The sequence below is a fragment of the Nonomuraea sp. NPDC050451 genome (assembly GCF_044458585.1).
This window is the reverse complement of sequence record NZ_JBITHZ010000074.1, coordinates 1-26,861: the sequence shown is the minus strand read 5'-3', so window position 1 is coordinate 26,861 and position 26,861 is coordinate 1. Positions and strand designations below refer to the sequence as shown.

Genomic DNA, 26,861 nt, shown 5'->3' with positions numbered 1-26,861 from the left:
CCAGCCGTTCCTGCCGTTGCTGCTGCCGGTGGGCGCGCAGCACCCGGGCCGTGTCGGTGTCCAGGGCGATGGTCCGCACCGAGGCGTCGGTCTTCGGGGTGCCCTCATGAACGTCCCAGGCCAGCTGCACGATCTGCCAGTTCACGGTCAAGGTCTGGCTGTTGAGATCGACCTCTTTCCAGCGCAGCCCGCACGCCTCGCCCCGGCGCAGCCCGCGCAGCGCGATCAGCTGGTAGAGGGCGAACAGGCGATGCCGCTGGGCTTCTTCGAGGAACAGGCGGGTGTGGGCGGGCGTCCACACCATCACTGAGGAGGGGCGCGGCACACTGATATAAGCGTCGATCGGATCGACCCGCCGCCCACCTCGGCGCTGTTTCTCCATCTGCCGGTAGGTGCGGAAGTCTTCCTGCCAGGCGCGGACCCGGTCCTCGGTCCACACCAGCGGCTTGGGCCGGATGTGGGCGGGCATCTCCACGACCGCTGCGGGGTTTAAGTCGATCAGCCGGTCCTGCCGCATGGCCATGTTGAGCGCGTGTCGCAGGGTGGAGCGGATGCGGTGCATGGTGGCGATGCTGATCGGCCGCCGGTACTTGACGCTCTCGCGCACCTGCGGGTCGGGGTCGGCGCGGCGTTCGGCGATGGTGTCGTTGAACTCCTCGATCTGCTCGAACATCAACGCGATGTCGCTCACCTTGAGCTGATCCAGCCGCAGCCGCCCCAGGTACGGGGTGAGGTAGAGGCGGATGTGGCCCTCGTAGGAGCGGCGGGTGGTCTCTTCGATCTTCCGCTTGCGGTTGAGGAATTCGGCCAGCCATTGCTCGACGGTGATCTCCCGGGTCAGATGTTGCCTGGTCTTGATCTTGCGGCGGATCGTGTCCGCCTCCGGGAGGGTGCCGGTCTCGGCCAGCGTCCGCTTGATCAGGTCGGCGATCTGCGTACGGGTGGCGGGCTCGCGCGGGTCGGCCAGCGCGAGCAGATCGCGCACGTGGCCGAGTTCGTCCTTGGCGGCGTCCTGGGTGGCGAAACCGCTGCGGCGCAGCGGCCCGCGCCGCTTACCGTCGGGTCCGGGCGGGAGTTCGATCTGGTAGTTCCAGATGCCGTGCCGGTAGCTCCACCCGCCGTCGGAGCGGCGCAGCTTGGGGCATTGCTGCCCGAGCGCCTTGCCGTCGCTGTCGCGACAGGAGCAGCGTTTGAACGTGCGTCCTTCAGCCATCGTGGTGCCTGTCCTCTTCTCTTCGGTGCTGTTGAGTGGGGCGGGTGTGGTGGTGAGCAGGGACGGGGTGGCGCTCGGCGCAGGGTTGCTGTGCCCAGTCCCGGAGCGGCTGGTGAAGGAACTGGTCGCCTTGGTCAAAGGGCGTGCCATTAGATGTCCTGTTCCGAGCACTCATCCCGCGATGTCTCGCTCTGCCACGACCCTGGCGATCGCTGGACATGGGCGTACGGCGATCCTGTTGCCCGTGCCGCCGTCTGTACGGCGTGGAGCGCCGGGGTCGTCGTGTTCCCGTCCGGCGCGGCCGATGCGGTGGCGTGATCGGGCGAGCACGCCCGTGGTCGTCACCCCGTCGCATCGATGGCCGTGCCAGACAGGGCGTATCGACGCCCATCTGGATGGTGACGGTCAAAGCCGAATCCGACGGTCAACGCCGGGCCGGGGGCACCGGCGGTCTCCACACGGCGTCGCCGCCAGCTCACGGCGTATTGCTTCTCGGAGGCGCCACCGAGTAAGGGCGGCCCTGGCGTGCAGGAATGCGCCCACCCCGTGCAGGCGAGATGAGACAGCCGTTTCCAGCACGCCGGCCCGCAATGACCGCGCGGTCTCTGCCGATGGGCTCATCGATCGGCAGTTGAGGGCCATCGGTCGTGCTAAACGGTATGGCCCGCGGTCGCGGTGCACGGCGGATGATGTCGTTCGGTGGTGTTGCGTTGCGGTGAGGTGGTGTCACGTTGGTGCGGCCCGATCACCCGAGCCACCTGATCCCTGTCACCTTTTAAATACCTGCGATCAGGTCCGAATTCGGACCGCAGACGAAGCAAAGGTTCGACCATGATTATCGGACAAAGCAGGCTTTTCTGGTGCACACTCGTCGCCCTTGATTGGCGGTAGGCTGCCTCGGACCTGAGGAGGCAACGGTCATGGCGGCATACAAGACGCGAGCGACGCTGTGCGGGGAGTTGGCGCCTACGGATTAAAAGTCGGCAGATATTATGCCGAGCCCTATCCCATTGTGTCCCAATGTATTGCTCCGTCCGTAAATGCCGTTACCAAAAATGTCCAAGAATGCCATCCGGTGCTATGCCGTATCAGGTGCCGACGAGCATCCAACGAGCAATCATGGGGCGGGTGGCATCCCTTGATCATTCCTACTTTGCGTTTGTTTACGAGGTGACCTGCTGCTGATTGCAGCAGGGAGCACGCCGCAATGCTGCCCCGCTCGGGCCCCGGATGGTCCCGATTCGGTCGTCAGCCTGCCGACCCGCTGAGTGTGCTCCCCGCGCCGGGGCTGGCACGGACGGCAGCACGCGTACCCATGGCCCCGCCGTCCCTGTGCGAACGCCGCCCGGTTCCCGCCCGCCTTGGGATCTCGGCCTGCGGCTTCTTTCACTGTGACAACGTGCTCCTCGGGGGAACCGACCACCCCACCGGGGCATGGGCCACCCAACAGGCCAGAAACCCGATGGTGGAGTTGAGTGATCGGGCAGAGGGGTTCAGATTCTGCGCATCCTCAAGTCGCCTCCTGCGGCTCCGCATGCCAACGCGTTTGTTGAGCGCTGGATCGGCGGTCTACGTCGCGAGCTCCTCGACCGGATTCTCATCGTCAACGTCCGACGCTTCCGGTACGTACTGGCCGAGTACGAGGCGTACTTCTACGAGCATCGCCCCCACTGTGCTCTCGGCCAGGCCGCTCCACTTGCGCCCTTTCCGGCCCTGTCGATGGCGATATCAAGGTCATCGGGCGTGATCGCCTAAGCGGCCTGATGAATATGCGCAGGCCGCGTGAGAGGGCTGGGTTCTGGCATCCACAGGGTGGATCAGTGGATGGCCCACTCGTATGCATGGACGCAGTACCACGGCTCCCGCGCCCACTCCCCTCGCTCCCGGAGGAGGAAGAGCGGCCGGGTGAGGACGACGTCCCCTGCCCGCTGCACGCGCAGAATCAAGCCCAGGTCCGGCGCTGCCGGGTTGCCCTCGTGGATGTAGCTGACCTCATATCCTTGCGCCTTCGCGTACTCGTGGATCCACTTTTCCATCGTCGAGGGCACCTGGGCGACCAGAGCGGTACCGTCCAGGATGACCTGCGGACCGATGAGGGTATCGACCGCGACTCCGGCCAGACGGATGTCACCGTCGTAGTAGACGGTTACGCCAAGTTGCGGGTAGCGCCGGGCAACAGGCCTGTCCCCGGAGCCGACGCCGCCCGTCTGTACGAAAGGATCGAGGGCATCGATGATCTCCTGATAACCCATCCCGAACCGCAGCGGCCCCACGCTGACCAGCGGCACGTAGTCCCACCGCTGTCGCTCTTCATCGTTCCTGACGTTCCAGACTCCCATGGCGCACGAGCCTCTCACCCTGTTTCGCTGGGCTGATCCAACCATCTCGCTTGTCTTGTGCCAACTCCGCCTGAAGGGTGTCAAAACTCGGCCCAAGGCCCTGACCTGTCTCTTCATGGCTGCATCCGTTGGTCAGCCAGCGCGCTGGTATTCGTTGATCAGCCCGCCGAGAACGTGACGACGCTCGATCCGGCTCGGCGGCAGCGGGATCACGTCGGAGTCATCATTGGTGGGAGCTCGGAGGGCGAGGGAGCGGTGCGGCCGGTGGCGATTGTAATGATCGGCATATTCGTCTAGCACGGTGCGAAGATGCCGTTCGCCGAAGATCAGCAGTCGGTCGGTGCACTCCGTGCGTGCGGTCCGTACCCATCGCTCGGCGAACGCGTTCGCGCGAGGCGACTGCGGCGGGATCTTCAGCACCTGAGTGTCGTCGCCGGTGAACACCTCATCGAAGCTGCTGGTTGACTTCGTGTCCCGATCCCGAATCAGAAAACGGAACGCGCCGGCACGGTCCTTCAGATCGGCGAGAAGATTACGGGCTTGCTGGGCAACCCAAGCGCCATCAGGGTGCGCTGTCACGCCGAGCACGTGCACGAGCCGGGTGTCGACCTCCACCACGAAGAAGACGTACAACCGGCGCAGCGTGACGGTGTCCACCGTGAAGAAATCACACGCCGGCGTGCTTGCGGCGTGGGCGTGGACGAAGTCACGCCAGCGGTCATCGGCGCGTCGCGGCGCCGGACCCAAGCGCCTCCGTTTCAGGACCCGACGGATCGTCGCACCGCTCACCTGATGGCCCAGATGCCGCAGTTCGCCATGGATACGCTCGTAACCCCAGCGAGGATTCTCCCGCGCCAGCCTTTGGATCAACGCCACGACCGCCGAATCGGTCGCGGGCCGTCCTATCCTCCGGTGCGGGTAGGTCCAGTGGCGTGCGATCAGACGCCGGTGCTGGCGCAGCAGCGTCCCTGGTGTCACCAGTCGGTGGGCGCGCAGCACCAACGGCAGTCCGTGGGCGGGCGCTGACAGCACCGCTCGATCCGCCCATGACAGCCTCGGACGGGACACCTGACGGCGCAGCACTGCGACCTCGTGCCGCAGGACAAGGATCTCCATGTTCCTGGAGGCGTCGCTACGAGCCAGCAGCGTCAGCCAGCCCACTATGCGGCAGAAGATCATATAGAGGAGACGGAGAGTCACGAGCTTCGAGCATGCCCGACCGGGGCCACTGCTCCGACCAGGAAGCCGAGAGAACCCGCAGCTCACGACCGCGAACGGAGTATTGACACCCTTCAGGTTTCGAGGAGGGCGTATCCATTAGCGCCGTAGACCTGCCACTTACGCCGGTGGATCGCCCGGATCGCCGCCGCGACCTCCGGCGCCGGCTCGGGCCACGGCCTGCGCTGCATTGACACCGCTACCTCTATCTATCCCGCAGGCAGGACGAAGGCGACGGCTGCTCCCACTAACGTGATCAAGAACAGACGCCGTCAGATCACGAACCAGCCGACACCGAGCGAGTTAACCAGCAGCGTCGTACAGGCCCCCTGAAAGGCTCCGGCCGCCCGGGTCAGGTCTCACTTCCCGGAACCCAGTCGGTCGGAAGCCGGTCATACGCCAGGTTCGTAGATCCAGGTGTACTTGCACAGGTTGCGGGAGACGACCTCAGGGGTGCTGGTCGCAGACCCCCAGTTGTATCGATCCCACAGGCCGGCGTGTGTCTTGTCGCCGACGAGCCAGATGTTCTTGGGCCAGACCCGCCAAGTGGTGCTGCGGTATTCGTCGTTGGTGAACTGGGAGGCGAGGTCCTTCAGGCCGCCCTGGTCGTTGAACATGGCGTGCTTGCCCCAGCCGACGTAGATGGCCGGATGCTCCAAGCCCAGGCCGGCGCCGGCGCGCGCACCGTTCCAGCTTTCCACATCGGCCCAGTTGCGGCCGAAGTGCTTGCCGTGCCTGCTCATGATCAGCTTGTCCCGGTAATAGGCGCCGTCGCGCTTGCGCCACTCCACGATGACGTACTCGAAGTCGTGACCGTGTCCGAGGTCGCCGGGGGCGAATCCATCCTTCTTAAAGTAGAGCGTGTAACTGGTGCGTACTACGCCCTCGGCGCACTTCCTGGCCGAGACGTAGGTCGGGAACGACGAGTTGACAGCGGGGCAGCCCGAGTCGGCGTCCGGCCAGGGCGAGCGCCATGGTGGCACCGGCCAAGGACACGCGGCGCACAAGGGATGAGAGTTGCCCGACCATAGGGGTCTCGGTCTCCAGGATGTCCGGCTGCGACGGGGCAGCGGTGGGGCTTACAAGGCCTTCGCAGCGTCGTACGGACTTCTGTCCATTTGATAGATCATTTGGTGTTCAGCGTCGCGCCCAGTTCTGCGGCCTCCGCCGCCCGGCATGACCGATCGACACCCTGGAGAACGGCGTCCAGGCGGTCGCCGGCGCTTGTGGTGTGCTGCCCCGGTGGGCCTCACGAGGGCCGGGTCCAGGCTGCGATGAACGAGGGTGGCGGTCGCCTCGGCACGCAGCTGTCCAGGCCGGGATCGGCGAACCCCCGCGGTCGGCCGTGCTCCGTGGGTTGGTCAAAAAGTGATCTCCATTACGAGTACTTCGCCGTGCGAGCGTGGCGGCTTCCAGCTCCACAGGATGGGATCACTCGAAAATGAGAAGAGCACTCGGTGCCTCCGCCGCCGTCATGGCCACCGTCGCCACGCTGGTCTCCGGCGCCATCCCGGCGTCGGCTGAGACCGGTTGGTTCTTGCTGAAGAACGTCAAGTCCGGCCTGTGCGTGCAGGCGCACACCGACACGGGCCGCCTGATGATGGCCAAGTGCAACAAGAACGTCGCCAACCAGAACTGGAAGCACTACGACAATTTTCAGATGACGTTCGTCAGGAACCGGGGCAGCGTGAGTCAGGGCTGCATGGCGGCACTGTCGCAGAAGGACGTCCGGGTCTTGCCGTGCGTGGACGGCGACTACCGGTACAAGTGGGAGTGGGGCGGCTTCTCCGGCGGAGGCATCTCCTACAGATACTGGCGTAACAAGCACTTCGCCGGAAAGGACCTGACCGCCTGGAACGACGGCACGGTCTCTCTCTCGGTGAGTTGCCCGCCATGTACCGAGGCGGGAAAGATGGACTGGACGAGAGTGTGGGTGTGACCACGCCCATCGCGTACGCACGCCACCTTTAGCCCGGTGGACCCGGTGTCCCCCTCGTACGGCGCGGCGGTCGGCTCTCCCACCGCCCGCGGGGCGGCACCGGTGTGGCGCCGAACGGTGTGCCGCACCGGTGCCGAACACAGGTTCCCCACCTGGTACGACGCCCTGCCCATCGCCGGGTCCTCCCGACGGCGGCGGCTTCGACGGCGAACTGTCGGTCATGGCCGGTGGATACGTGCGGGAGACGCTCTGGTCACGGCCCCCCGGTCGTGAAGTGGACAGTGAATGGCCTGGGAACAGGCCAGGCGATGAGCCGATACTCGCCAGGTCCGGTGGCGCGCAATGGCGCGCTCTCTCATGGAAAGGGACTGAACGCCTGCGCGTGGCCGTGTCGGCAGGAGGGCCGTCCGCCGAGCACGAGGTGTCGCCACAATTGGCGCAGACAGTGCTCGATGCCCTGCCGGGGGATCTGTACAAGCCCGCTCTCGTCATCATCGACCGGCAGGGCAGGTGGCCGGCCGATGTACGTTGAGTCGGCCACCATGGGCTCCTCCGTCGGCGTCTCACGGGTCACCTCCTTGGAGAAGCTGCGCGGGTATCTAGCCGGCGTTCACCTACGACCGCGTGGTCATCGTCGACCAGGGCGTCACGCGTGATGGGACAGCCGGGCTTGTCAAACCAGGGGATGTGGTGTTCGTCCAGTGAGACCGGGCTCCGCGCGTGAGCTGGCCGAAACCTGATAGGCGCGGCCAACAGCATATGAAGGGAACGGGTACGGCGATGTCTGATGTGCTGAGCGTGGCGTCCACGAGGCGGACACACGGGGACGAGATCATCCGGGCCTGCTCCAAGCACGACGTCTTCGACGCGGTGCTCGAAGGTTGGCTGCGGCAACAGCGTGGCACGGGACGTTTCCAGGCGTCCACGCTTGATTTCCGCGAGCAGATCGTGCGCCGCTTCGCCAGATTAACCGGCGCCCACCCGTGGCAGCGGTCACCCGAACACGTCGACAGGTGGATCATCCATCTGACGTCGACCTGCGCCGGGCGCACTCCACTGTACGCGGCTACCAGGCCGCGCTGCGGTTCTTCCGCGACCACGTCACCGAGCCCCGCAGCGGGTGGCCGGCGCAGCGCCGGTCCCACTTCGGCAGGCCGCCCGAGCAGGTCTGCCATGACTGGAACACGGACGCCCATCTGGCCGGCCACCACGGCGACCCGGGACGCCGGCCGATGACTCGCGAAGAGATCCAGGGCCTTCTCGACCACGCCGACACACAGGTCGACGTGGCGCTGCGCCGCGGTCACAAGGCAGCCCTGGCCCGCTACCGGGACGCCACCGTTCTACGCCTGGGGACCGCGCTGTTCGGAGGCGTCCGCCTTGGACGTCACCGACTCCCATCCGCACGAAGACGCACCGGAGCTGGGCCGTTTCGGCTCCCTGTACGTACGGGCGGGCAAGGACGCCAAGGGCCTTCCGCCACGGCGGCGGACGGTCCTCAGCCTGATGCCGTGGGCGGTGGACGCGGTCCAGGACTACCTGATCAACATCCGGCCCGGCTTCCGTGACGGCCCGCAGCCCGCGCTCTGGCCGACGGAGCGGCGCGGTCGTCTGGGAACCAAGGAGATTGAGGGCCGGTTCGCGGCCTACCGGGACGCTTTCGGCCTGACAAGGCGCTGACGCCGCACTGCCTGCGCAGCGCGTACTCGGATCATGTGCTGGAGAGCGGCTCGACGAGCTCCTGGACAGGGGATGGCACGGCCGCGACCCACCTTCAGCCGGCGGCCACCCCGTAGATCTCGCGGTGCCAGAGCTCCTCGGACACGCGCTCGATGCCGGCGGTGAGATGGCGGCGGTAGGTGGTGAAGGGCAGTCCCAGGCGCTCGGCGGCGGCTTCCTGCGTCGGGACGCCGCGGAGGTAGGTCGTGACCAGGGCCCGATGGAACTTGTCCGCGCGCGGATCACCGCTCAGGCGGCCGATGGCCTGCTCGATGAGGTCCCGCAGTGCCTTGGCGGCATCCGTACCGCCGTGTTCGACGACGATCCTGGTGCGGGTCAGCGGATTGGTGGCCAGCTCACCAGGGCGGGACAGGTGACGCAGCGCCTTGCGTACGGCGTCGGCGAACTCCGCCTGTGACAGCACCGCCATGCTGGACGCCGGGACGGCCACGGCCTCCTGCGGGCCTTCGAGCAGCAGCCGGTCCAGCCGGTCGAGCCAGGCCTGCGCGGTGATCGCCCGCCAGTCGTGGGCGAACAGCGCGTACTCGGTGTTGCCGAGCCAGGCGTGCTCTCCGACGTCGTGCATGTCGTAGGTCCGCAGGTAGTCACGCATGGGGTCGTCGTCGCGCATGGCCATGAACGACCAGGCCATGCGGTCGGCCCGCAGGCAGTAGCCGACGGCCCGCCACTGGATCAGGTCCGTGACCGGGGACGCGCCGCTGTATTCCGCGCGCACCCACGTCCGGCCGACGGCCAGGTGCTCACCGGGCCGCAGCGGCGCCATGGCGCGGGCGTTGACCCAGGCCGTGGCGACGATCGGATCGATCCGCGCCTCTTCCTCGGAGGGCTCGGACAGCCGCAGCCAGGAGCAGAAGCCCACCAGTTCGCCGGTCTCCGCCCTGCGGTAGAGGCGGAACGCCTGCGGTTGCCGGGCGGTCCAGTAGGCCACGGCGGCGCCCGATTCGTCGTTTTCCACCTCCGAGGCCATCCGTGCCAGCGCCTCGGCGTCCTCGGGGCGGAAGGCGTCCTCGTACACCTCGCCGTCGCCCCGCCAGCTGTGGAACTCCGCCGTCGATCCGACGGCGCGGTACAGATAGAAGAGCGAGCCGACGGCTCCGAGAACCTCGGCGTCGCTGGTGACACGCGCGCTGCCGGCCAGGAAGGCGGTGATGCGCCGGTGCATGTCCGCGTATCCTTGCGGGTCGCGCCAGCGCAGGTCGGCCTCCAGGACCTCGCGGACGACGTCGTGGGGGAACAGGCCGAGCCGGCTGGACTCCACGAAGGGCAACCGGCGCAGCCAGGCGAACAGGGCCGCGGCGTCGTCCGGCAGGATCTCGCGCAGCAGGTCCTCGGTGGTCACGTACGAGTGCGCGCAGACCTCCAGCGCGTGCCGGTGCGCGGCGCTGGGCACCTCGCCGACGAGCTGGTCGAGCAGAGTGGATATCACGTCCTGCGCGGGCGTCCAGCGCGAGCTCGCCGCACGGTCCTTGACGGCCACTGCCGCCCCCAGGGACAGCGCCAGGGGATGGCCGCCCGCGAAGGCCAGCAACGGCCCGCGCAGGTCATCCGCCACGCCGCGGACGTCCAGCAACGCCGCCGCGTCCGCGGGCGCGAGATTGCGCAGCGGCATCACCCGCAGCGCCTCCGCCCAGCCGGGGTCGGCGGTCCACAGCAGGTCCGGCGCGACGCGCCCGGCCACGACGACCAGCGCGCCGACCGGCAGGCGCGGGAGGAACCGCTCGCGCAGCCAGCCCTCCAGACCTTGCACCCGCTCGAAGGTGTCGATGATCAGCACCCCGCGCTCGTCGCCGAGCACTGCTCCGGCCTCCGCCTCGAACGCCGCGGGCGTAGGGTCCAGCGTGTACGCGTTCAGCGTCGTCACGGGCCGCCCCGCCGCCTTCGCCTCCTGCTCGAAGCGCCTCAGCAGCGCGGACTTGCCGACGCCGCCGGGGCCGTGGACGTACAGGACGCTGGTGGCACCGCGCAGCGCCGACCTGAAGACGCCGAGCTCTTCCTCCCTGCCGGTAAAGGTTCGCTCACGCATGGCCTGCAGACGCCGTTCCAACACCATGAAATCCTGCTCGTCCCCCGAACTCATGGGGACAACTGTAGTAACTCCAGACAGCCAGATCAGGCGCACATCTGTGTACTTCTACGCATTCTGCTCCGGGGCCGTCCATGCCGACCCAGGAAAACCGGAATGGACAGGAAACGCGCTGGCAAATGGACAACTCCCGCTACGAGGGTGCCTCAGGAAGATCCGGACCCGCCACCATGCTCTGCGCGGAGACGGGCCGGGTCTCCGCATCATGCTCATACCCCGCTGGAGGCTTGCTTCATGTCCCCCTACACCCGCCTGCGCACCGTCCGTCGCGCGACCGTGACGGCGAGCGCCGTCCTTGGCGCCTGTGCCGCGCTTGTCATCGCAGGGACAGGAGCCGCCTCGGCCGGCAGCGGCGCCGTGCCCGGCATCCGCTACGTCGCGCTCGGCGATTCCTTCGCCTCCGGCTACGGCATCACTCCCGTCCAGGACGCGGGGTGCGGCCGCGGCGCGACCAACTATCCGTCCGTGCTGCGGGCGGTGGCCCAACCGCAGAGCTATCAGAACGTCGCGTGCAGCGGCGCCACCACCCGCAGCATCTGGAACGCGGAGGGTGGCGAGCCGAAGCAGATCAGCGCGCTCAAGAAGGACACCAACCTGGTCACGGTGACCATCGGCGGCAACGACATCGGCTTCACGGAACTCGTCACCACCTGCGCCACCCTTGGCCTGCGGCAGCCGACCGGCGACCCGTGCCGCCAGACGTACAAGGAGGGTACGGCCGACAAGATCCTCACCCGCCTCGACGCGGTCAAGTCGCGCTTCGCCGACGTGGTGACCGACGTCAAGCGCAAGAGCCCGGAAGCCACGGTCGCGCTGGTCGGCTACCCGTCGCTGCTCCCGGACAGCGGCAAGAGCTGCCGCTCCGCCCAAGTACCGTTCGCTGACGGCGATTTCCAGTATCTGCGCAACATCACGGTACGGCTCAACCGCGTGCTCGCCGAGCAGGCCCGCAAGGCCGGCGCCCTCTACATCGACACCTACACCCCGTCGATCGGTCACGACATGTGCCAGAGCAAGAAGCAGCGCTGGATCGAGCCCTTGTTCACCGAGAAGGGCCCGAGCGGGGGCATCGCGCCCGCGGCCGCCCACCCGAACCTGCCGGGGATCATCAGCCTGGGCGGCACTGTCTCCCAGGCGTTGGCCAAGCACATGAACTGACGCGGACTGAGGTTTCCCAGCAGGACACGGCGCGGCTGGTCCGCGAGCCGCACCATGTCCTGCGCGGATGTCGCGCGGTCCCAGGGCGGCCGGCGGGAGATCGTGTTCCGCTACCTCCCGCCGGCCGCGTACTCCAACCTCACGGGACAGAACGTCGGCTAACCGAGGTAGGCGGCGCGTACGCGGGGGTCGGCGAGCAGGTCCCGGCCTGGGCCCGAGAGGGTGGTGCGGCCGAGGTCGATCACGTAGCCGTGATCGGCCAAGGTGAGAGCGGCGAGGGCGTTCTGCTCGACCATGAGGATCGTGGTGCCCTGGTCGCGGAGTGCGCGGACGGTGTCCAGGATCTGCTGGATCATGATGGGGGCCAGGCCCATGGTGGGCTCGTCGAACATGAGCAGCTTAGGCCTGGCCATCATGGCCCGGCCGATCGCCAGCAACTGCTGCTCGCCGCCGGAGAACAGCCCGGCCCGCTGGGTGCGCCGCTGTCCGAGAACGGGGAACAGCTCATAGACGCGGGCCAGGTCCAGGGCGACTTCGCGGCCTTTGCGCAGGTAGGCGCCCAGGAGGAGGTTCTCTTCAACGGTCATGGTGGTGAACAGCCTGCGGCCTTCCGGGCAGTGCGCGATGCCGGCGGCGAGTACCGAGTGCGCGGGCAGGTGGTGCATGGGCTGGCCCTGGAAGAGGATCTCGCCGCGGCGTGGCCGGAGCAGGCCGGAGACGGTTCTGAGCGTGGTGCTCTTGCCCGCGCCGTTGGCGCCCACGAGACAGACGATCTGCCCTTCCCCCACGGTGAAGCTGACGTCCTTGACCGCCTCGATCGCGCCGTAGGCGACCGAGAGCGCGTTCACTTCTAGCATTCGGCGGTTCCCAGGTAGGCCTCGATGACGCGGGGATCGGTGCGCACGGCCTCCGGCGGGCCATCGACCAGCAGCCGTCCACGTACGAGGACGTAGACGTGGTCACAAAGGGAGAAGATGAACTTGGTGTCGTGCTCGATCACGACCACGGCGATCCCGCGGTCGCGGATGGCGCCGATCAGCGTGCGGATGGCGGTGGTCTCCTGGCCGTTCATGCCGGCGGTCGGCTCGTCCAGCATGAGCACCGACGGGTCGCTGGCCAGCGCTCGGGCGATCTCGAGCCGTCGCTGGTCACCGTAGGCGAGGTTGCGTGCCGATATGCGGCCGTCCGGGTCGAGTCCCGTGAAGGCCAGTTCGGCGCGGGCGCGCTCGGCCGCCTCGGCCTCGCTTCCGCGCAGGCCCGGCCCGTGCCAGAGTGCGCTCAGCAGGCCCTGCCTGATCCGGGTGTGCCGGCCGACGAGGACGTTGTCGAGCGCGGACATCTCCGAAAAGAGCCGGATGTTCTGGAAGGTTCGCGCCACACCGCTGCGGATCACCTGCGCGGGATCGGCCGGGAGGGGGCGGCCGTCCAGCAGCACGCGTCCGGACGTCGGGGTGTACAGGCCGGTCAGGCAGTTGAACAGGGTGGTCTTGCCGGCTCCGTTGGGGCCGATCAGACCCACGATCCCGCTGTCCGGCACGGTCACCGTCGCATCCTCCAATGCCACCAGCCCGCCGAACGCCATGGAGACGCCTTCTGCCGTCAAGGTCATGAGGACACCAGCCCCTTCGGCCGGAAACGCATGATCAGGATGAGGGCCAGGCCGAAGAGCATCAGCCGGTAGTCGCTGAACTCACGCAGCTTCTCCGGCAGCACGAACAGCAGTGACGCGCCCACCACCGCGCCGGGAATCGTGCCCATCCCGCCGAGCACGACGGCGGCCAGCAAGGTGACGGACTCGCTGAAATCGAAGCTCTCGTACCCGACGGTGCCCAGCTTGTGCGCGAAGATCGCGCCCGCCAGGCCGGCCAGCGTGGCGCCCACGAGGAAGGCGAGGATCTTGGCCCGTCCGGTGTGCACCCCCATGGCCCTGGCGGTGTCCTCGTCCTGGCTGATCGCCAGCCAGGCCCGCCCGGTGCGGCTGTGCTTGAGGTTGGCCAGCACCCCCATCGCCGCGGCCACCATCAGCACGGCGAGCGCGTAGTAGAGGAAGCCCGCGGGAAGGCCGCCGACCGGCTGGTCGAAGGCGTGGCCGAACAAGGTGATCGGCGGGATGCCGGGAATGGAATCGGCGCCGCCGGTGAGGCCGCCGATGTCGTTCTGCGCGGCCCTGAAGAAGATCTCGCCGAACGCGAGGGTCACGATGGCCAGGTAGTCACCGCGTACGCGCAGGGTGGGCGCGCCGACTATGACGCCGAGGAAGCCGGCGGTGGCCGCGCCCGCCAGGGCGGCGACCGGGAAGGGGAGCGTGTGGGCCAGGTTCGCCGCGGTGAAGGCGCCGATACCGAGAAAGGCGACGTAGCCGAGGTCGAGCAGCCCGGCCAGGCCCACGACGATGTTGAGACCGATCGCGGTGGCCGCGTAGACGCCGATGGTGGACGCCACGGTCATCCAATAGCCCGTCCCCGCCTCGGTGAGCGGCAGGAGCATCGCGCAGGCGAGCAGGACCGTGACGCTGAAGTGCCGGTGCCGCTCGGTCAGGGTCGCGAGCCAGGCCGGCACACCGTATGCGGACAACGTCCGGACCAAGGCCAGGCCGAAGCCGCAGAAGGCCAGGAACTCCGCCCCGCCATAAGGGTTGGTGGCCCTGCTCTGCCCGCCCGCGGTCAACGTCGCCGACACCAGCCACAACAGGGCGGCGAAGGCGGCCAGCAGCACTGGCCAGGCCACCGCCCGGCCCGGGAGCCGCCACTGCGGCGCCTTCCCCGCTGCCCGGCCCGGCCACACCAGCAGGGCCCCGGCGGCGAGGGTGATCGGGCCGCCGACCGACAGCGCACCAAGACCGGTGAGAAAGGCCGTGTGCACCAGGGCGATGACGAGCACGCCGGTACCGACCGGCCTGCGGGCGCGGGGGAGCAGCGCCATCAGGCCCAGCAGGATCAGGTGCAGTCGGAAGCCGGTGACGAGGTAGGGGGCGTCGAAGAACTGCAGCGTGGCCCGGTCGGGATAGGGACCGGCCGGCAGTACGACGCTCGCCCAGGGAAGCAGGGCGCCTGCCACGACGAGCACGGCGCCCGCCACAGGCAGGATCTCCCGCCTTCCGCGCGGGGAAGACTCGGCGCGGCTCGCCAGATCATGAGCCTGAGACATCTCGAGAGTCATGCCCGCTCTCCTTCCGGGCGGCCGAGGAATCCTTGAGGGCGGAACATGAGCACCAGGATCAGCAGCACGAAGACCCAGACGTAGTCGTACTGGGCCCCACCCCAGGCGTACTGCCCGGCCAGTGACTTCACCAGGCCGATGCACACGGCGCCCAGCATGGCGCCGCGGATGTTGCCGATGCCGCCGAGCACGGCCGCGGTGAAGGCGAAGATGCCGTTCTGGAAGCCGATGGCGGTGTCGATCTGGGTGTAGTGGATGCCGTACAACACGGCGCCGACCCCGGCCAGGATCGCGCCGATCACGAACGTCGCCAGGATCACCCGGTCCAGGTTGATCCCCATCAGGCGGGCGGTGTCGGGATCCAGGGCCGTGGCCCGCATGGCCCGGCCGAGCAGCGAGCGCTCCACGTACACGTGCAGCGCCGCGGCCAGCAGCGGCGCGACGACCAGGGCCAGCACGCCGGTCCACAGCACCATGATCGGCCCCACGGTCAGATGGCCGTCGGCGAAGGCCCGTGGGAACGCCAGCGGGGCGGTGGCGCCCGGGTAGAACACCCGGACGACCTCCTGCAGCAGGATCGACACGCCGAGCGCGGTGATCAGCGGTGCCAGCTTGTGCGCGCCGCGGAGCGGCCGGTAGGCCAGCCGCTCCATCGTGGCCGCGACGGCGACGGAGACCGTCACCGCCGCGGCGCACATGGCGGGCAGGCCCACATACCAGTTCGTCCCCTCCGGCAGCAGGTACCGGGCGGTGAAGTGAGCGCCGAAGGCACCCACCATGAACACCTCACCGTGCGCGAAGTTGATGAGCTGGGAGATGCCGTAGACCATGGTGTAGCCCAGCGCGATCAACCCGATCAGCGCGCCGAGCACCAGGCCGTTGACGATCTGCTGGATGAGCGTGGCCACGGCTCACTTCGCCTCGAACTGGCCGCTCAGCACGTCTTTCCAGGCGCCCGACGTGACCTTGTAGACGGTGAACATCTTGTTGACGCTGTCGCCGTACTGGTCGAAACCGATCGTGCCGTTGGCGCCCTGATCGCTCTTGTACGCCTGCACCTGGCCGACCAGTTCCGCCCGCTGCTCGGGAGATCCGCTCCAGTCGCCGTTCGCGGTCACCTTGCCGACCGAAGCGATGACCACGTTGGCCGCGTCGTAGCCGAACGCCCCGAAACCGCCGAATCCCTCGGGGAAGTTCTTCTCCTTATACGCCGCCACGAACGCCTTGCCGCTGTCCAGCTTCTCGATCGGTGCGCCGACCGAGGTGACGACGTCGCCCTCCTTGCCCCCGAGCGCGATGAACTGCGGGTCGAACAGGCCGTCAGTGCCTGAGATCGGCACGTCCAGCCCGAGGTCCTTGGCCTGCTTGCTGAGCGGCCCGGCGACGTGGTACTCCGACCCGACGAAGATCGCTTCGGGCTGCTTCGCCTTCACCTTGGTCAGCACGGTGGAGAAGTCACTGTCGTTCTCGTTGACCTTCTCCCGGATGACGACCTCGGCGCCCAGCCGCGTCGCCTCCTTGGCGAACTCGGTCGCGCTGCTCTCACCCACGGCCTTGCCGTCGGTGATGATCGCGATTTTCCTCCTGCCCTCCGTCTCCACCAGATAGCGGGCGTTGAAGGGGCCCTGCAGGTCGTCGGTGCCCACGACGCGGAAGTAGTTGTCGTACTGCCGCTTCGGCGCGGTGGCGAAGTCCGCGCCCCTGCTCAGCGCGGGGTCGGTGTTGCCGGGCGAGATCTGCAGCAGCTTGGCGGCGGCGATCTTCGGCTGGATGGCTCGGGCCACCCCGGAGTTGTACGGCCCGACGATGCCCACGATGTTCACGTCGTCCGCGAACCGCTGGGCCGCCGTCGCACCCTTGTCCGGATTGGCCTCGTCGTCCTGCGCGTCCATCGTGAGCTTGTAGCCCTTGACCGCGCACTTCTCGTTGGCCTGCTCGACCGCGAGCCGCACCGAGTTGCGGATGCCCAGCCCGATGGCCGACAGCTTGCCCGACATGGGGGCGATCACGCCGACGACGAGCGTGCCCTTGCTGGTGCCGCAGTCGCCGGTCGCGCCCGCCGCTTCCGTCTTGTCCGCGCCGCACGCGCCGGCGCCCAGTACAACGCCGATGGCCAGCAGTCCGGTCAGTACCTTGCTTGTCAACGTAGGAACTCCTTGCCCCGGTAGTGACGTCACTTCAGATCGGAAGCAAGCTAGGGAGTCTGTTTGTCCGGATGACAGCTCAATTCCTGACCAATTCGAGTGCCCGGCCGAGCAGCACGACGCTGCTGGACGCTCGTGCTCGCCCGGCTCAGACGGACGTCGGCAGCGGCCCGCTGTTCCACGTCATGGCGTCGCCGAAGGCGGTGAGGAGGTCCACCTCGCCGCCCGCCGCCTCGGCGTAGGCCCGGTGCAGGTTGAGCACCAGTCGCTCGGCGTCCGCCCAGCCGGCGAACTCGCCGAGATCGGCCTCCTGCGCGGCGGCCAGCGGCGCAAGACCTCTCTCCCGTCCCTTCGCGGCGACGTCGAGCACGAAGCGGTAGTAACGCTCGTGCCTGGCCAGAATCTCCGGCAGATCGCTCATGCCCGCGAGCGGCCCGTGTCCCGGCACCACGTGCTCGGCCTCGAAGCCTGCGAGCCAGTCCAGCGACTTCAGCGCCCCTTCCAGCGACCCCATCAAAACCATGGGCGTGAGGCCGTTGAACAGCAGGTCGCCGGTGAACAGCACACCCTCTTCAGGTAGCCAGGCCACCACGTCGCCGGTCGTGTGCGCGGCATGACCGGGATGCCGCAGCTCGATCCGGCGCCTGCCGGAGTGGAGCGTCAGCTCGGACCGGAACGCCACGTCAGGAACGCGGCGCGTCACGTTCCCCAGTCCGGGACCGGGGTCCAGATCGGCGGGCACCCGTCGATCAGGGGATCGGCCAGCAGCGCGTCCCGCATCGCCTCGTGTCCGAAGATCACGGTGTTGTCCGGCAGCAGGCTGTTGCCGTAGGAATGATCCCCGTGCTGATGGGTGTTCACCGCCATCCGCACGGGGGCGCCGCGGGTCGCTTCAGCGACCGCCTCCAAGAACCGGCGGGTACGCCGTTCGGTCGCGCACGTGTCGACGATCACGACACCGTCGTCGCCCGCCACGGCTCCGGCGTTGTTCACCCACCAGGTGCCGTCCGGCTGCACCCAGGCCAAGACCCCGGGAACGATCTCATGCAGCCGTGCCACTTCGGCATGCTCTCCCACCATCACCACTCCGTCCGTCCGGCCATGTCCGGCATCGTCACCTGTCGCGAACACACCGGCCCAGCGTCGCGTTCGGCACTGTCCACTTCACAGACCGGTCTCTGGCCAATGCGCGAGCGTGGCCCGTCGCGGGGTTCCCAACGGCGGTGAACAGCGCATGGCCGGATATTGGACAGCCAAGTGGTCTGGGAAGCGGGGGACAGAGGACGGAAGGATCGCCACCATCCAATCACCCGCTGCCACACCCTCTTCAGCGAAGGACATCACGGTGATCGCTCCATCACATGGCCACATCACACCCGTACGGGTCCACTTCGACGAACTCGACCCCACGGGGATGCTGCACCACTCCCACTACATCCTGTTGCTGGACCGCGCGGTCAGCACTTTCTGGAACGAGCAGGGCTGGGACACCGACCCGGCGAAGTCGGCGTTCAAGGAAACGATCCTTGCCGTCCGCGACCTCAGCATCACGTACCACGTGCCGATCACCGGGGTGTCCTGAGCCGCCCGTGCACTTCTGGCTGGACAAGATCGGACGCAGCAGCGCGATCTACGCCTTCCGGATCCTCTCGTCCGACCAGACGATCGTGTATGCCGAAGGGCGCCGCGTCAGCGTCAACATCGATCCGGAGACCCTCACGTCGGCGCCCATCAGCGCGGAGACCCGGAAGGCGGCCATGGCCCTGCTCGGACCCCAGGCGGAGGCATGAGATCGCGGATCGCGACAGTTCAGAGGAGCTGTCGAGCGCGAGCGCTGAGGCCGCTCAGACGGCCCGGGCTATGCAGATGCGCGCCTTCAGACGCGCTCCGGCCTCGTAGAACATGTACGCGGTGCCGTCATGCGTGCCGAAGGACGGCGCGGCCACCCGGCCTTCGTCAGAGGCGATCGGCGAGTGGAAAACGCCGAGGTGGACCTCCTTGTCGAAGTTCTCGCCGACTTCAGTGATGCGCATCTTGCCGTCGCTGCCGTGGTACGCGACGTACACGGTGCCATTGCGCTTGACCAACGTGGGGCCTGAGATGTCGCTCACGCCGTCGGCTTCGTGGTTGACGAGCGGAGTCGGGCTGAACCGCCAGTTGTCCCAGCCGTTGGGAGACCAGCCGTAGAAGATTCGCCGACCGTTCCTGACACCCATGAAGACCATGACATACCTGTTGTTACGCCCCGGCAGAGCGTGCTCGAACACCCGCGCATATGACGTTTCAGAGGTCCCCGGTATGAGGCGAGTGCTCAGGATGGGCGTCTCGTCGGTGAAGTTGATGCCGTCCTGGGAGCGGGCCACCCGGGTCACGGTGTTCTCACCATGGAAATAGCAAAAGAACTGCTTGGTGGCCGAATCCCAGATGACGTGCGGAGAGGAGACATGGCTGACGGTGGTGCTCGGCAGCCATCTGTCGATCACCGGATTGGCGGTGTGCTCGACGAACTCCCGGTCCAGAGAGTCACTGAACGCCACACAGATGCCGCCGGGATTCTCGTGCGGGGCGTAGTAGAGGTAGTAGCGGGCGCGAGCATCGCTGATCTTGTCTCCTACCCCCCGGATCGTAGGGAAGATGAACTCGCCATCGCGGTTGTAACGCAACTTCGAAACGTTGAGGGCGTCACGCAGGTAGCGGTAGGTCGGTATCCCGGCAGGACCGGCGGTCGCAGGGGCTGCTGTCACGCCTACGGTGGTCGCCGCGGCGCCGAGCAGCACCGCGCCCCGCAGCACACCGCGTCGGCTGACGGGCCGGACCATCATCATGTTTTCTCCAGAGAATCGAATGCTGTGAACCGTCCCGGCATGGTCGCCCCGCTCCCTGTCCACCGGCCAGGCCATTTCCTGTCCACCTGCCGCCGGCCGGTGCCGGAGGGGGAGGCGGTTGAGGGGGCGGCCGGCGCGCGCCGCGACCGCGTTCAGGGTCGTGCCCAGTGGGCCGCAGCAAAGCAGCCGCTCAGCTTGGCGGCGGAGGCCATCGGCTGACGGCACGCGCCACGCCGCATGTTCCGAAACGGACAGTTCATGGGCAATGGACGAGCTGGCAAGTGGACAGTTCGCTCACCGACCATACGGAAGACCACTGCGGCCCGATTTCGCGAAGGTCACTGACTGCTGGGGAACGGCGACCAGTAAGGAGTTTGACAGGGAAGAACTGCCGGCCGCTCCCGCCGTACAGCCGGCGGGACTGGATCTGGCGGCCGGACGCCGGCTGACGTGACGCGAGCGACGGCATGGACCCGGCTTTCCACGCCACGACCACTTTTCGTTCAAGGACAAAGGATCCTGCATGCGCATCGGCTTCGCGGTACCACAATATGGCGCCTTCGCCGACCCGGAATTCATCGGCAGCGCCAGTGCGAGTTTGGAGAGCATGGGCTACGACAGCCTGTGGGCGAGTGACCGCATCCTCGTGCCACTGGCACCCAGTGATCCATATCCTGGAGGAGACGGCACGATTCCGGAGGCTTTCGCCACGTTCTTCGATCCGTTGTCCGCCCTGACCTTGGCGGCCCTCAGCACGAGCGACATCCGGCTGGGGACCAGCACGCTCAACGCCTTGTGGCAGCCGGCCGTCATGCTCGCTCGCAGCCTGACCTCGCTCGACCTGCTCAGCCGCGGGCGGCTGGACGTGGGCATCGGGCTGGGCTGGTCGCGGGACGAGTACGCGGCGTCGGGGGTGCCCTGGCAGGGGAGGGGCGCCCGGCTGGAGGAGACACTCGACCTGATGGAGACCCTCTGGGCCGAGGAGGTGGTGGAGCACAAGGGTCCGCTGTGGACGGTGCCGCCTTCCCACGTTCACCTCAAGCCCGCCCAACGACCCCGTCCGCCGATCCTGCTCGCCGGGTTCACCCATGCGGCCCTGGAGCGCGTCGGCAGGCGCGCCGACGGCTGGCTGGGGGTGGCACTGCCTCAGCCGTACCTGGAGTCGTTGTGGGGCACGGCGCGGCAGGCCGCCGAGCGGGCCGGCCGGGACCCATCCGCTCTGCGCATGGTGATACGGCTCAATCCGGTGATCGTTGATGAGCCGGCCGACCCTGCTCACGTGCCCCATGCCGGCACCCTCAGCCAGATCACCGAGTACATGGCCGGCCTGGGCGCGGCGGGCGAGCATGAAGTGTTCGTCGACGTGCAGGCGACGACACGATCGCGCGGCGAACTGCTGGATCTCGCGGAGTCCCTCATCACGGGGCTGCGCGCGGGTTGAGTCGATCCTGTCGCCGCGCTTTCCGCGGCCGTATGGGGCAGTCGTTGGTTTTCCATGCGCACGAAGCCGTCGTCGCGCGCCCCGAGATCGTTTCATGTGGGTTCTCCGAAGCAACAACCCATGAAACAGAATCCGCACTGGACGGCCGTCGTCGGCCGCGTTGGTTCAAACGCCCGACGCGTCAGTGTGGGGACATGAAGAGGAGAGACAGAGCCGTTCACTGGACAGTCCCGGTGTCCGCCGTTGGGTGAGGAGGATGGAAGAATGCGGGAATCGCTGCGGCGGGAATGGCCGAGTAGTCGCAGGTCCGGGGACAGTGATGCGACAGGAGAGGAAGCACGCCGTGGATGAACTGACCGGTTGTGCCTCTCCCGCACGGTCCACCAGCCCCTCCGGAGCAGGCGCCGGAGAGACGGCGGGCACAGCGTCATGCGTGCGGCTGAGCCCGCTGTGACGCTGGTCGGCCGGCGGTCCGAGATCCGTCGCGTTCTAGACGTCATCGAGGCGGGTCGTGGCGGATCGCGGATCCTGCTCCTGCTCGGCGAGGCCGGCACCGGTAAGACGAGGTTGATGGCCGCCGCCACCGACCATGCGCGCGACGGCGGATGGGTCGTGCTGGCATGTCAGGGCAGCGAGGCGGAGTCGCAGCAGTCCTTCGCGTCCTTGCACCAGCTGCTTCTTCCTGTCCTGCCGGAGCTCGGCACTCTTGCCGAGCATCTGCGGGCAGCGTTGGAGAGCGCGGTGGGCATCGTGCCCGTGGGCGGGCAGCCTGATCCGATGCTGCTGCGGGTGGCCGTCCTGACGCTGCTGACAGGCGTCTCCCGGCGGCGGCCCGTCTTGCTGGCCGTGGACGACCTGCAGCACTGCGACCGCGACTCTCTCGACGTGCTGGGCTTCGTGTCCCGTCGCATCGCGGGGGAGTCCGTCTCCGTGCTGCTGACGGCACGCGGGCAGACGCCTCCGGACGGTGTCGTCGCGGACCAGCACACCATGCTGCTGGGCCCGCTGACCGACCAGGCCGCGGCCGAGCTGGTGGACGCTCAGCCGCACCCGCCCACCGGCCGTACGCGGATCGATGTGCTTCTGCAGGCCGGCGGAAATCCGCTGGCCATCATCGAGCTGTGCCGGGCGGCCAGGATGGGTGGCGCGGGAGCGCTGCCCGGTGGTGGGCTGCCGCGGACGGAGCGCATCCAGCAGATGTACGCAGCGCGTCTGCAAGGCCTGCCGGAGATCACCCAGCGGCTGATCCTGTACGCGGCGGCGTCGGAGTACGAAGACCTCGCCACGATCATGGCTGCCGCCGGCGCGGGGCCGGATATCGCGGTATGGGCTCCCGCCGAGGCCGCTGGCCTGGTCACCGTCGCGGACGGGCGAGTCGCCTTCCGGCATCCGCTGGCGCGGGCGGGTTCGTATCACGGGGCCCCGGCCTACCTCCGGCAGCGGGCGCATCGGAACCTCGCGGCCGTTCTGACGGCGGATCCGGCCCGCCGGGCCTGGCATCTGGCCACCGCCTGCGTCGGCCACGACGAATCGGTGGCCGTGGCCCTGGAGGACACCGCGGAGCTCGCCGAGCGGCGCGGCGGATTCTTCGCGGCGGCGCGGGCGCTGGAGCGGTCGGCGGAGTGCAGTCCCACCGCGGAGGACCGGGCACGCCGGTACGCCAAGGCGCTCAGGGCCGCCAACAACGCCGGCGACCCCTCGTGGGTGCGCGAGCTGTACGACAAGGTGACGGCGCTGACTCGTGATCCGGACCTGCTCGCCGTCGCGGCGTGCGGGACCGGTTTGGCCCTGTCGCTGTTCGGCCACCAGAGGGAGGCGTTCCAGGTGCTGAGGAGCGCCTTGGAGCCGGATCATCCCCGGGATGGCATGTCGGTGCTCGCGCTGGTGTCCAACATGCACGCTGTCGCGTTCCAGTCGGGACTGCCCGAGCTCAGGCGTCCGATCGCGCCCCTTCTCGAGGGGATCGATGCCGGCGGCCGGGACACGCCCTACCCCGAGCTGAGGACGGTCGAAACCTCCGACGGAGTGCGGGCCGCGACCCTGGCCGGGGCCGATCCGAGGACCGCCCCCCAGCTGCTGCGGCGGATTCTCCGGCGGCCGGACCCGCCGGAGCCGCAGGACGACGTGGCGAAGATGACCCGCTTGCACACGTTCGGCGCGGTCGCCTGGTACGCCGACGAGTCCGACCTGTGCGTGAAGTTCTTTCGGCAGGCGTACGCCATGCTGGCGGCGTACGGCTCCATGGGCCCTGCCGCGCCCTCGCTCGCGACGATGGCCTCGGCGCTGATCGACACGGGGCGGTGGGCGGAGGCCGACGAGCATTTGCAGATGACGGCGACGCTGGCGGCCGTCCACAAGCTGAGGCACCTGGAGATCGACGTCGAGGCGCTGCGGACGACCCTGCAATCCCTGCGCGGGCAGCCCGCCGTCATGCCGGCCGACCCGGCCTGGACCGCCGTCGGGCTGGAGGAGAACCGCGCCACGCACGCGCGCCTGCTGCGTGCCGCCGGCACCGCCGCCGCCGCGGCAGGCGACTTCGACGCCGCGTTCCGCCACGTGCGGCTGCTGTTCGAGGAGGACGGCGCCCCTTTGCACTACTTCTTGTCCCACCGCGCGATCGCCGATCTGGCTGTGGCCGCTCATCGGACGGGCAGGCAGGAAGAGGCGGCGCGCATCGTCGCGGCGGTGCGCGCCGCGCTGGGCCCGCATCCGACGACGCGGATGACGCTGCTGCTTCACCACGCCGACGCGCTGACCGGCGACCCGAAGGACACCGAGCACCACTTGCGGCTTGCCACGGTGAATCCGGCGGGCGAGGAGTGGCCGCTGGCGCGCGGGCAGGCAAGGCTCCACTACGCCCAGTGGCTGCGCAGGCGGCGACGTCCCCTGGACGCCCGTCCGCTCCTGGCCACGGCGCTGGAGTCGTTCACCCGGCTCGGCGCGAGCGGTCTGGCCGAAGAGGCGCGCGGTGAGCTGCGGGCCAGTGGTGTGGCCACCTCGCCCACCCCGGCAGACCCGCTGGCGGATCTCACCGCCCAGCAGCGCCTGATCGTACGGCTGGCAGCACAGGGACTGCGCAACCGGGAGATCGCCGACCAGCTCATGCTCTCGCCACGCACGGTCAGCTACCACCTCTACAACGTGTATCCGAAACTCGGTGTGACCAGCCGCAACCAGCTCCGCGCTCTGCTGGGCGATCTGTGACCGCCATGTCGAGCCCTCTGGGGGACGCTCCTTCCGGCCCTCGCGGATCGAGGGCGGAGACGAGGACGCTCGCCGCAACGGCCGGTGCGCCGCTGCTCAATGATCCGTTCGACGACTGGAAAGGTGAGGCCGCGTGAGTTTCGAGCCCGTCACGGGCGCAGGAGGGCCCGACCGCTGTGCGGTCGTCCTCGATCCCGTCGTTCAGCGGCTCGTCGACGCCTCGGCCGCGCCGCCCTACCTGCACCAGCTCGGCCCGGTCGACGGGCGGCAGGCGCTGCTGGAGATGCAGGGCCACGCGCTCGACGACTTCGGCGTGGACGCCGAATATGCCGTGGCGCCGGTAGGCCCGTCCGGGCTCGCAGGCTTCTGGACCTTCCGGTCCGCCGGCACGGCCGGTGCTCTCCCCATGGTCGTGTATCTGCACGGCGGCCGCTGGATGCTCGGCGACGCGCGAACTCACGCGCGCATGATCTGTGAGCTCGCAGCCGTCAGCGGCGCCGCTTTCGTGGTCCCTGAGTACACCCGCACCCCGGAGGCCCGCTACCCGGTCGCGCTCGAAGAGTCCTACGCGGTGCTGACGTGGCTGGTCGAGCAGGCGTCGGGCCTCGGCCTGGACGGCCGGAGGGTGGCGGTGGCCGGCGACTGCGCGGGCGCGACCATGGCGACGGCGCTCACCATGATGGCCAAGCAGCGCGGTGGCCCTCGCATCCGCGCGCAACTGCTCTACTACCCGACGACCGCCCCGCACTGCGACACCGCCTCCCGCAAGCAGTTCGCATCCGGCTATCTCCTGACGCGCGCGGCTGTGGAGTGGTACTGGCAGCAGTACACCGACGACGACCATGAGCTCGCCGAGCCCACCGCCGCGCCACTGCGCGCCACCACGGCGGACCTTGTGGGACTGCCTCGTACGCTGATCGTGTCGGCGGAGGCGGACGTCGTCCGGGACGAGGGCGAGCAGTACGCCCGCCTGTTGCGGCGGGCGGGCGTACCGGTGACCTGTGTGCGCTACCTGGGGACGGTCCACGACTTCGTGTCCCTCAACCCGCTGCGCGACAGTCCGCCCACCGTGGCCGCGCTCAGGCAGGGCGGCAGTTTCCTCGAAGACACCTTGGCCGACCGGCGCTGACACCGGTACTCCGCCTTGTCCGCGAAGGTGGTAGGTCTCCTCTCTCCAGGCTGTGGCCAGCGACAGACCAGTCAATTTACTGATGTGTCCGGAAAAGGTGGTTTGCCAGGCTGAGCCGTGAGGCCGCGGCGGCGGCACATCATGCATAGGGAAAGAGGCCAGGATGTCCACCGACAAACCCGTTCTCGAGGAGGCCGCGCAGGCCTTCGCCGAGGCCACCGCCAACCCGCCCTACCTGTTCGACCTGGATCCCGCCGACGGCCGTAAGGCCGTGGACGAGGTACAGAGCCCCGAGATCGAGGTGCCCGGCACCAGCAAGGAACTCCTCACGGTCGCTGACGGGCTGACGGTGAGCGTGTTCCGGCCGGAAGGCGCGAGCGTCCCGCTGCCGGTGATCATCTATGTGCACGGGGCAGGCTGGGTGTTCGGCAACGATCACACTCATGGCCGTCTGGCGCGCGAGCTGGCTCTTGGCGTCGGTGCGGCGGTGGTGTTCGTCAACTACAGCGCCTCTCCGGAGGCCCGCTACCCGGTGGCGATCGAGCAGGTCCACACGGCCGCCCGCTGGGTGGTCGAGCACGGCGCCGTCCATGGCCTTGACGCCTCCCGCCTGGCGGTCGCGGGCGATTCGGTCGGCGGGAACATGGCCATCGCGCTCACGTTGATGGCCAAGGAGCGTGGCGGGATCCCGCTGGCGGCGCAGGTGTTGTTCTATCCGGTGACCGACGCCGCCTTTGAGACCGGCTCCTACCACGAGTTCGCCGAAGGGTATTTCCTGCGGCGCGACGGCATGCAGTGGTTCTGGGACCAGTACACCACCGATCCCGCCGAGCGTGCGCGGATCACCGCCTCGCCGCTGCGGGCGAGCCTGGAAGAGCTGGCAGGGCTGCCGCCGGCGCTGGTCATCACCGCCGAAGCCGATGTGCTCCGTGACGAGGGTGAGGCGTACGCGAACAAGCTGCGCGCGGCCGGGGTCGCCGTCACCGCTGTGCGCTACCAGGGCGTCATCCACGACTTCGTGATGCTCAACGCCCTGCGCGGCACCCACGCCGCCGAAAGGGCCATCCGCCAGGCCATCGACTTCTTGTCCACCGCACTGAAGACCCTCAAGGAGGGATCATGACCACGTCGCCCACCGTCGTTCTCGTCCACGGTGCGTTCGCTGAGTCGGCGAGCTGGGACGGCGTCGTCGCCAGGCTGCGCGAGCACGACCTGGGCGTGTTCGCCGCCGCCAACCCGCTGCGCAGCCTCTCGGGCGACGCCGACGTC

General features: G+C 68.3%; 21 protein-coding genes and 1 pseudogene. 10 read left to right on the top strand and 12 right to left on the bottom strand.

What is annotated here, in order from left to right; genetic code table 11:
* Window positions 1-1,213: site-specific integrase (locus tag ACIBI9_RS66465; RefSeq protein ID WP_397239180.1), on the bottom strand; the 1,213-nt coding region annotated here is incomplete at its 3' end.
* A gap of 1,497 nt (window positions 1,214-2,710) precedes the next feature.
* Here ACIBI9_RS66465 and ACIBI9_RS66460 point away from each other — a divergent pair.
* Window positions 2,711-2,968: an integrase core domain-containing protein gene (locus ACIBI9_RS66460; protein ID WP_397239182.1), complete on the top strand. Its 258-nt coding sequence runs from the start codon at window positions 2,711-2,713 to the stop codon at window positions 2,966-2,968.
* A gap of 62 nt (window positions 2,969-3,030) precedes the next feature.
* On the opposite strand, the gene ACIBI9_RS66455 is transcribed toward ACIBI9_RS66460, so the two are convergent.
* The 3 genes from ACIBI9_RS66455 to ACIBI9_RS66445 form a co-directional block, all read right to left on the bottom strand.
* A complete protein-coding gene (locus ACIBI9_RS66455; RefSeq protein ID WP_397239178.1) occupies window positions 3,031-3,669 on the bottom strand; it encodes a hypothetical protein in 639 nt (212 codons plus the stop codon).
* Between the two features lie 15 nt (window positions 3,670-3,684).
* A complete protein-coding gene (locus tag ACIBI9_RS66450) occupies window positions 3,685-4,752 on the bottom strand; it encodes an integrase core domain-containing protein (RefSeq protein WP_397239176.1) in 1,068 nt (355 codons plus the stop codon).
* Window positions 4,753-5,162: 410 nt separating this feature from the next.
* Complete coding sequence (locus ACIBI9_RS66445; RefSeq protein ID WP_397239174.1) at window positions 5,163-5,753, bottom strand: hypothetical protein; 591 nt, start codon at window positions 5,751-5,753, stop codon at window positions 5,163-5,165.
* A 458-nt stretch (window positions 5,754-6,211) separates the two neighbouring features.
* Between ACIBI9_RS66445 and ACIBI9_RS66440 the strand changes: the two genes are divergently transcribed.
* Together ACIBI9_RS66440 and ACIBI9_RS66435 are read left to right on the top strand one after the other, a co-directional pair.
* Window positions 6,212-6,709: a ricin-type beta-trefoil lectin domain protein gene (locus ACIBI9_RS66440; protein ID WP_397239172.1), complete on the top strand. Its 498-nt coding sequence runs from the start codon at window positions 6,212-6,214 to the stop codon at window positions 6,707-6,709.
* Window positions 6,710-8,089: 1,380 nt separating this feature from the next.
* Window positions 8,090-8,389 carry a hypothetical protein gene (locus ACIBI9_RS66435; RefSeq protein WP_397239170.1) on the top strand — a complete coding sequence of 100 codons (300 nt, stop codon included), beginning with the start codon at window positions 8,090-8,092 and terminating at the stop codon, window positions 8,387-8,389.
* A 94-nt stretch (window positions 8,390-8,483) separates the two neighbouring features.
* Here ACIBI9_RS66435 and ACIBI9_RS66430 read toward each other — a convergent pair whose 3' ends face one another.
* Window positions 8,484-10,526, bottom strand: a complete 2,043-nt coding sequence (locus ACIBI9_RS66430; protein WP_397239168.1) for an ATP-binding protein — start codon at window positions 10,524-10,526, stop codon at window positions 8,484-8,486.
* Window positions 10,527-10,766: 240 nt separating this feature from the next.
* Between ACIBI9_RS66430 and ACIBI9_RS66425 the strand changes: the two genes are divergently transcribed.
* Window positions 10,767-11,690, top strand: a complete 924-nt coding sequence (locus tag ACIBI9_RS66425) for an SGNH/GDSL hydrolase family protein (RefSeq protein ID WP_397239166.1) — start codon at window positions 10,767-10,769, stop codon at window positions 11,688-11,690.
* Window positions 11,691-11,848: 158 nt separating this feature from the next.
* Here ACIBI9_RS66425 and ACIBI9_RS66420 read toward each other — a convergent pair whose 3' ends face one another.
* The 6 genes and pseudogenes from ACIBI9_RS66420 to ACIBI9_RS66395 form a co-directional block, all read right to left on the bottom strand.
* Window positions 11,849-12,547, bottom strand: coding sequence for an ABC transporter ATP-binding protein (locus ACIBI9_RS66420; protein WP_397239164.1), 699 nt, complete (start codon window positions 12,545-12,547; stop codon window positions 11,849-11,851).
* Window positions 12,541-13,299, bottom strand: coding sequence for an ABC transporter ATP-binding protein (locus tag ACIBI9_RS66415; protein WP_397239162.1), 759 nt, complete (start codon window positions 13,297-13,299; stop codon window positions 12,541-12,543). Before ACIBI9_RS66415 ends, ACIBI9_RS66420 begins: the two co-directional genes overlap by 7 nt.
* Window positions 13,296-14,849, bottom strand: coding sequence for a branched-chain amino acid ABC transporter permease (locus ACIBI9_RS66410; RefSeq protein WP_397239160.1), 1,554 nt, complete (start codon window positions 14,847-14,849; stop codon window positions 13,296-13,298). The genes ACIBI9_RS66415 and ACIBI9_RS66410 overlap by 4 nt, the downstream gene beginning before the upstream one ends.
* Complete coding sequence (locus tag ACIBI9_RS66405; protein ID WP_397239158.1) at window positions 14,846-15,757, bottom strand: branched-chain amino acid ABC transporter permease; 912 nt, start codon at window positions 15,755-15,757, stop codon at window positions 14,846-14,848. Before ACIBI9_RS66405 ends, ACIBI9_RS66410 begins: the two co-directional genes overlap by 4 nt.
* 3 nt (window positions 15,758-15,760) lie before the next feature.
* Window positions 15,761-16,993 (bottom strand): branched-chain amino acid ABC transporter substrate-binding protein, encoded by a 1,233-nt coding sequence (locus tag ACIBI9_RS66400; protein WP_397239156.1) that lies wholly within the window; start codon window positions 16,991-16,993, stop codon window positions 15,761-15,763.
* A gap of 148 nt (window positions 16,994-17,141) precedes the next feature.
* Window positions 17,142-18,073, bottom strand: a pseudogene (locus ACIBI9_RS66395) (MBL fold metallo-hydrolase).
* 265 nt (window positions 18,074-18,338) lie between these two features.
* Between ACIBI9_RS66395 and ACIBI9_RS66390 the strand changes: the two are divergent.
* Together ACIBI9_RS66390 and ACIBI9_RS66385 are read left to right on the top strand one after the other, a co-directional pair.
* Window positions 18,339-18,575 carry an acyl-CoA thioesterase gene (locus ACIBI9_RS66390; protein ID WP_397239154.1) on the top strand — a complete coding sequence of 79 codons (237 nt, stop codon included), beginning with the start codon at window positions 18,339-18,341 and terminating at the stop codon, window positions 18,573-18,575.
* Between the two features lie 7 nt (window positions 18,576-18,582).
* Window positions 18,583-18,783 carry a hypothetical protein gene (locus ACIBI9_RS66385; protein ID WP_397239152.1) on the top strand — a complete coding sequence of 67 codons (201 nt, stop codon included), beginning with the start codon at window positions 18,583-18,585 and terminating at the stop codon, window positions 18,781-18,783.
* A gap of 54 nt (window positions 18,784-18,837) precedes the next feature.
* Here ACIBI9_RS66385 and ACIBI9_RS66380 read toward each other — a convergent pair whose 3' ends face one another.
* Window positions 18,838-19,893 (bottom strand): hypothetical protein, encoded by a 1,056-nt coding sequence (locus ACIBI9_RS66380; protein ID WP_397239150.1) that lies wholly within the window; start codon window positions 19,891-19,893, stop codon window positions 18,838-18,840.
* 448 nt (window positions 19,894-20,341) lie between these two features.
* Between ACIBI9_RS66380 and ACIBI9_RS66375 the strand changes: the two genes are divergently transcribed.
* The 4 genes from ACIBI9_RS66375 (at window position 20,342) to ACIBI9_RS66360 (ending at window position 26,715) form a co-directional block, all read left to right on the top strand.
* On the top strand, window positions 20,342-21,259 hold the full coding sequence (locus ACIBI9_RS66375) for a TIGR03619 family F420-dependent LLM class oxidoreductase (protein WP_397239148.1): 918 nt from the start codon (window positions 20,342-20,344) through the stop codon (window positions 21,257-21,259).
* 429 nt (window positions 21,260-21,688) lie between these two features.
* A complete protein-coding gene (locus tag ACIBI9_RS66370) occupies window positions 21,689-24,463 on the top strand; it encodes an AAA family ATPase (protein WP_397239145.1) in 2,775 nt (924 codons plus the stop codon).
* A 133-nt stretch (window positions 24,464-24,596) separates the two neighbouring features.
* A complete protein-coding gene (locus ACIBI9_RS66365; protein ID WP_397239143.1) occupies window positions 24,597-25,592 on the top strand; it encodes an alpha/beta hydrolase in 996 nt (331 codons plus the stop codon).
* Between the two features lie 163 nt (window positions 25,593-25,755).
* Entirely contained in the window at window positions 25,756-26,715 is a 960-nt protein-coding gene (locus tag ACIBI9_RS66360; RefSeq protein ID WP_397239141.1) for an alpha/beta hydrolase, read from the top strand.
* Window positions 26,716-26,861 lie beyond the last annotated feature (146 nt).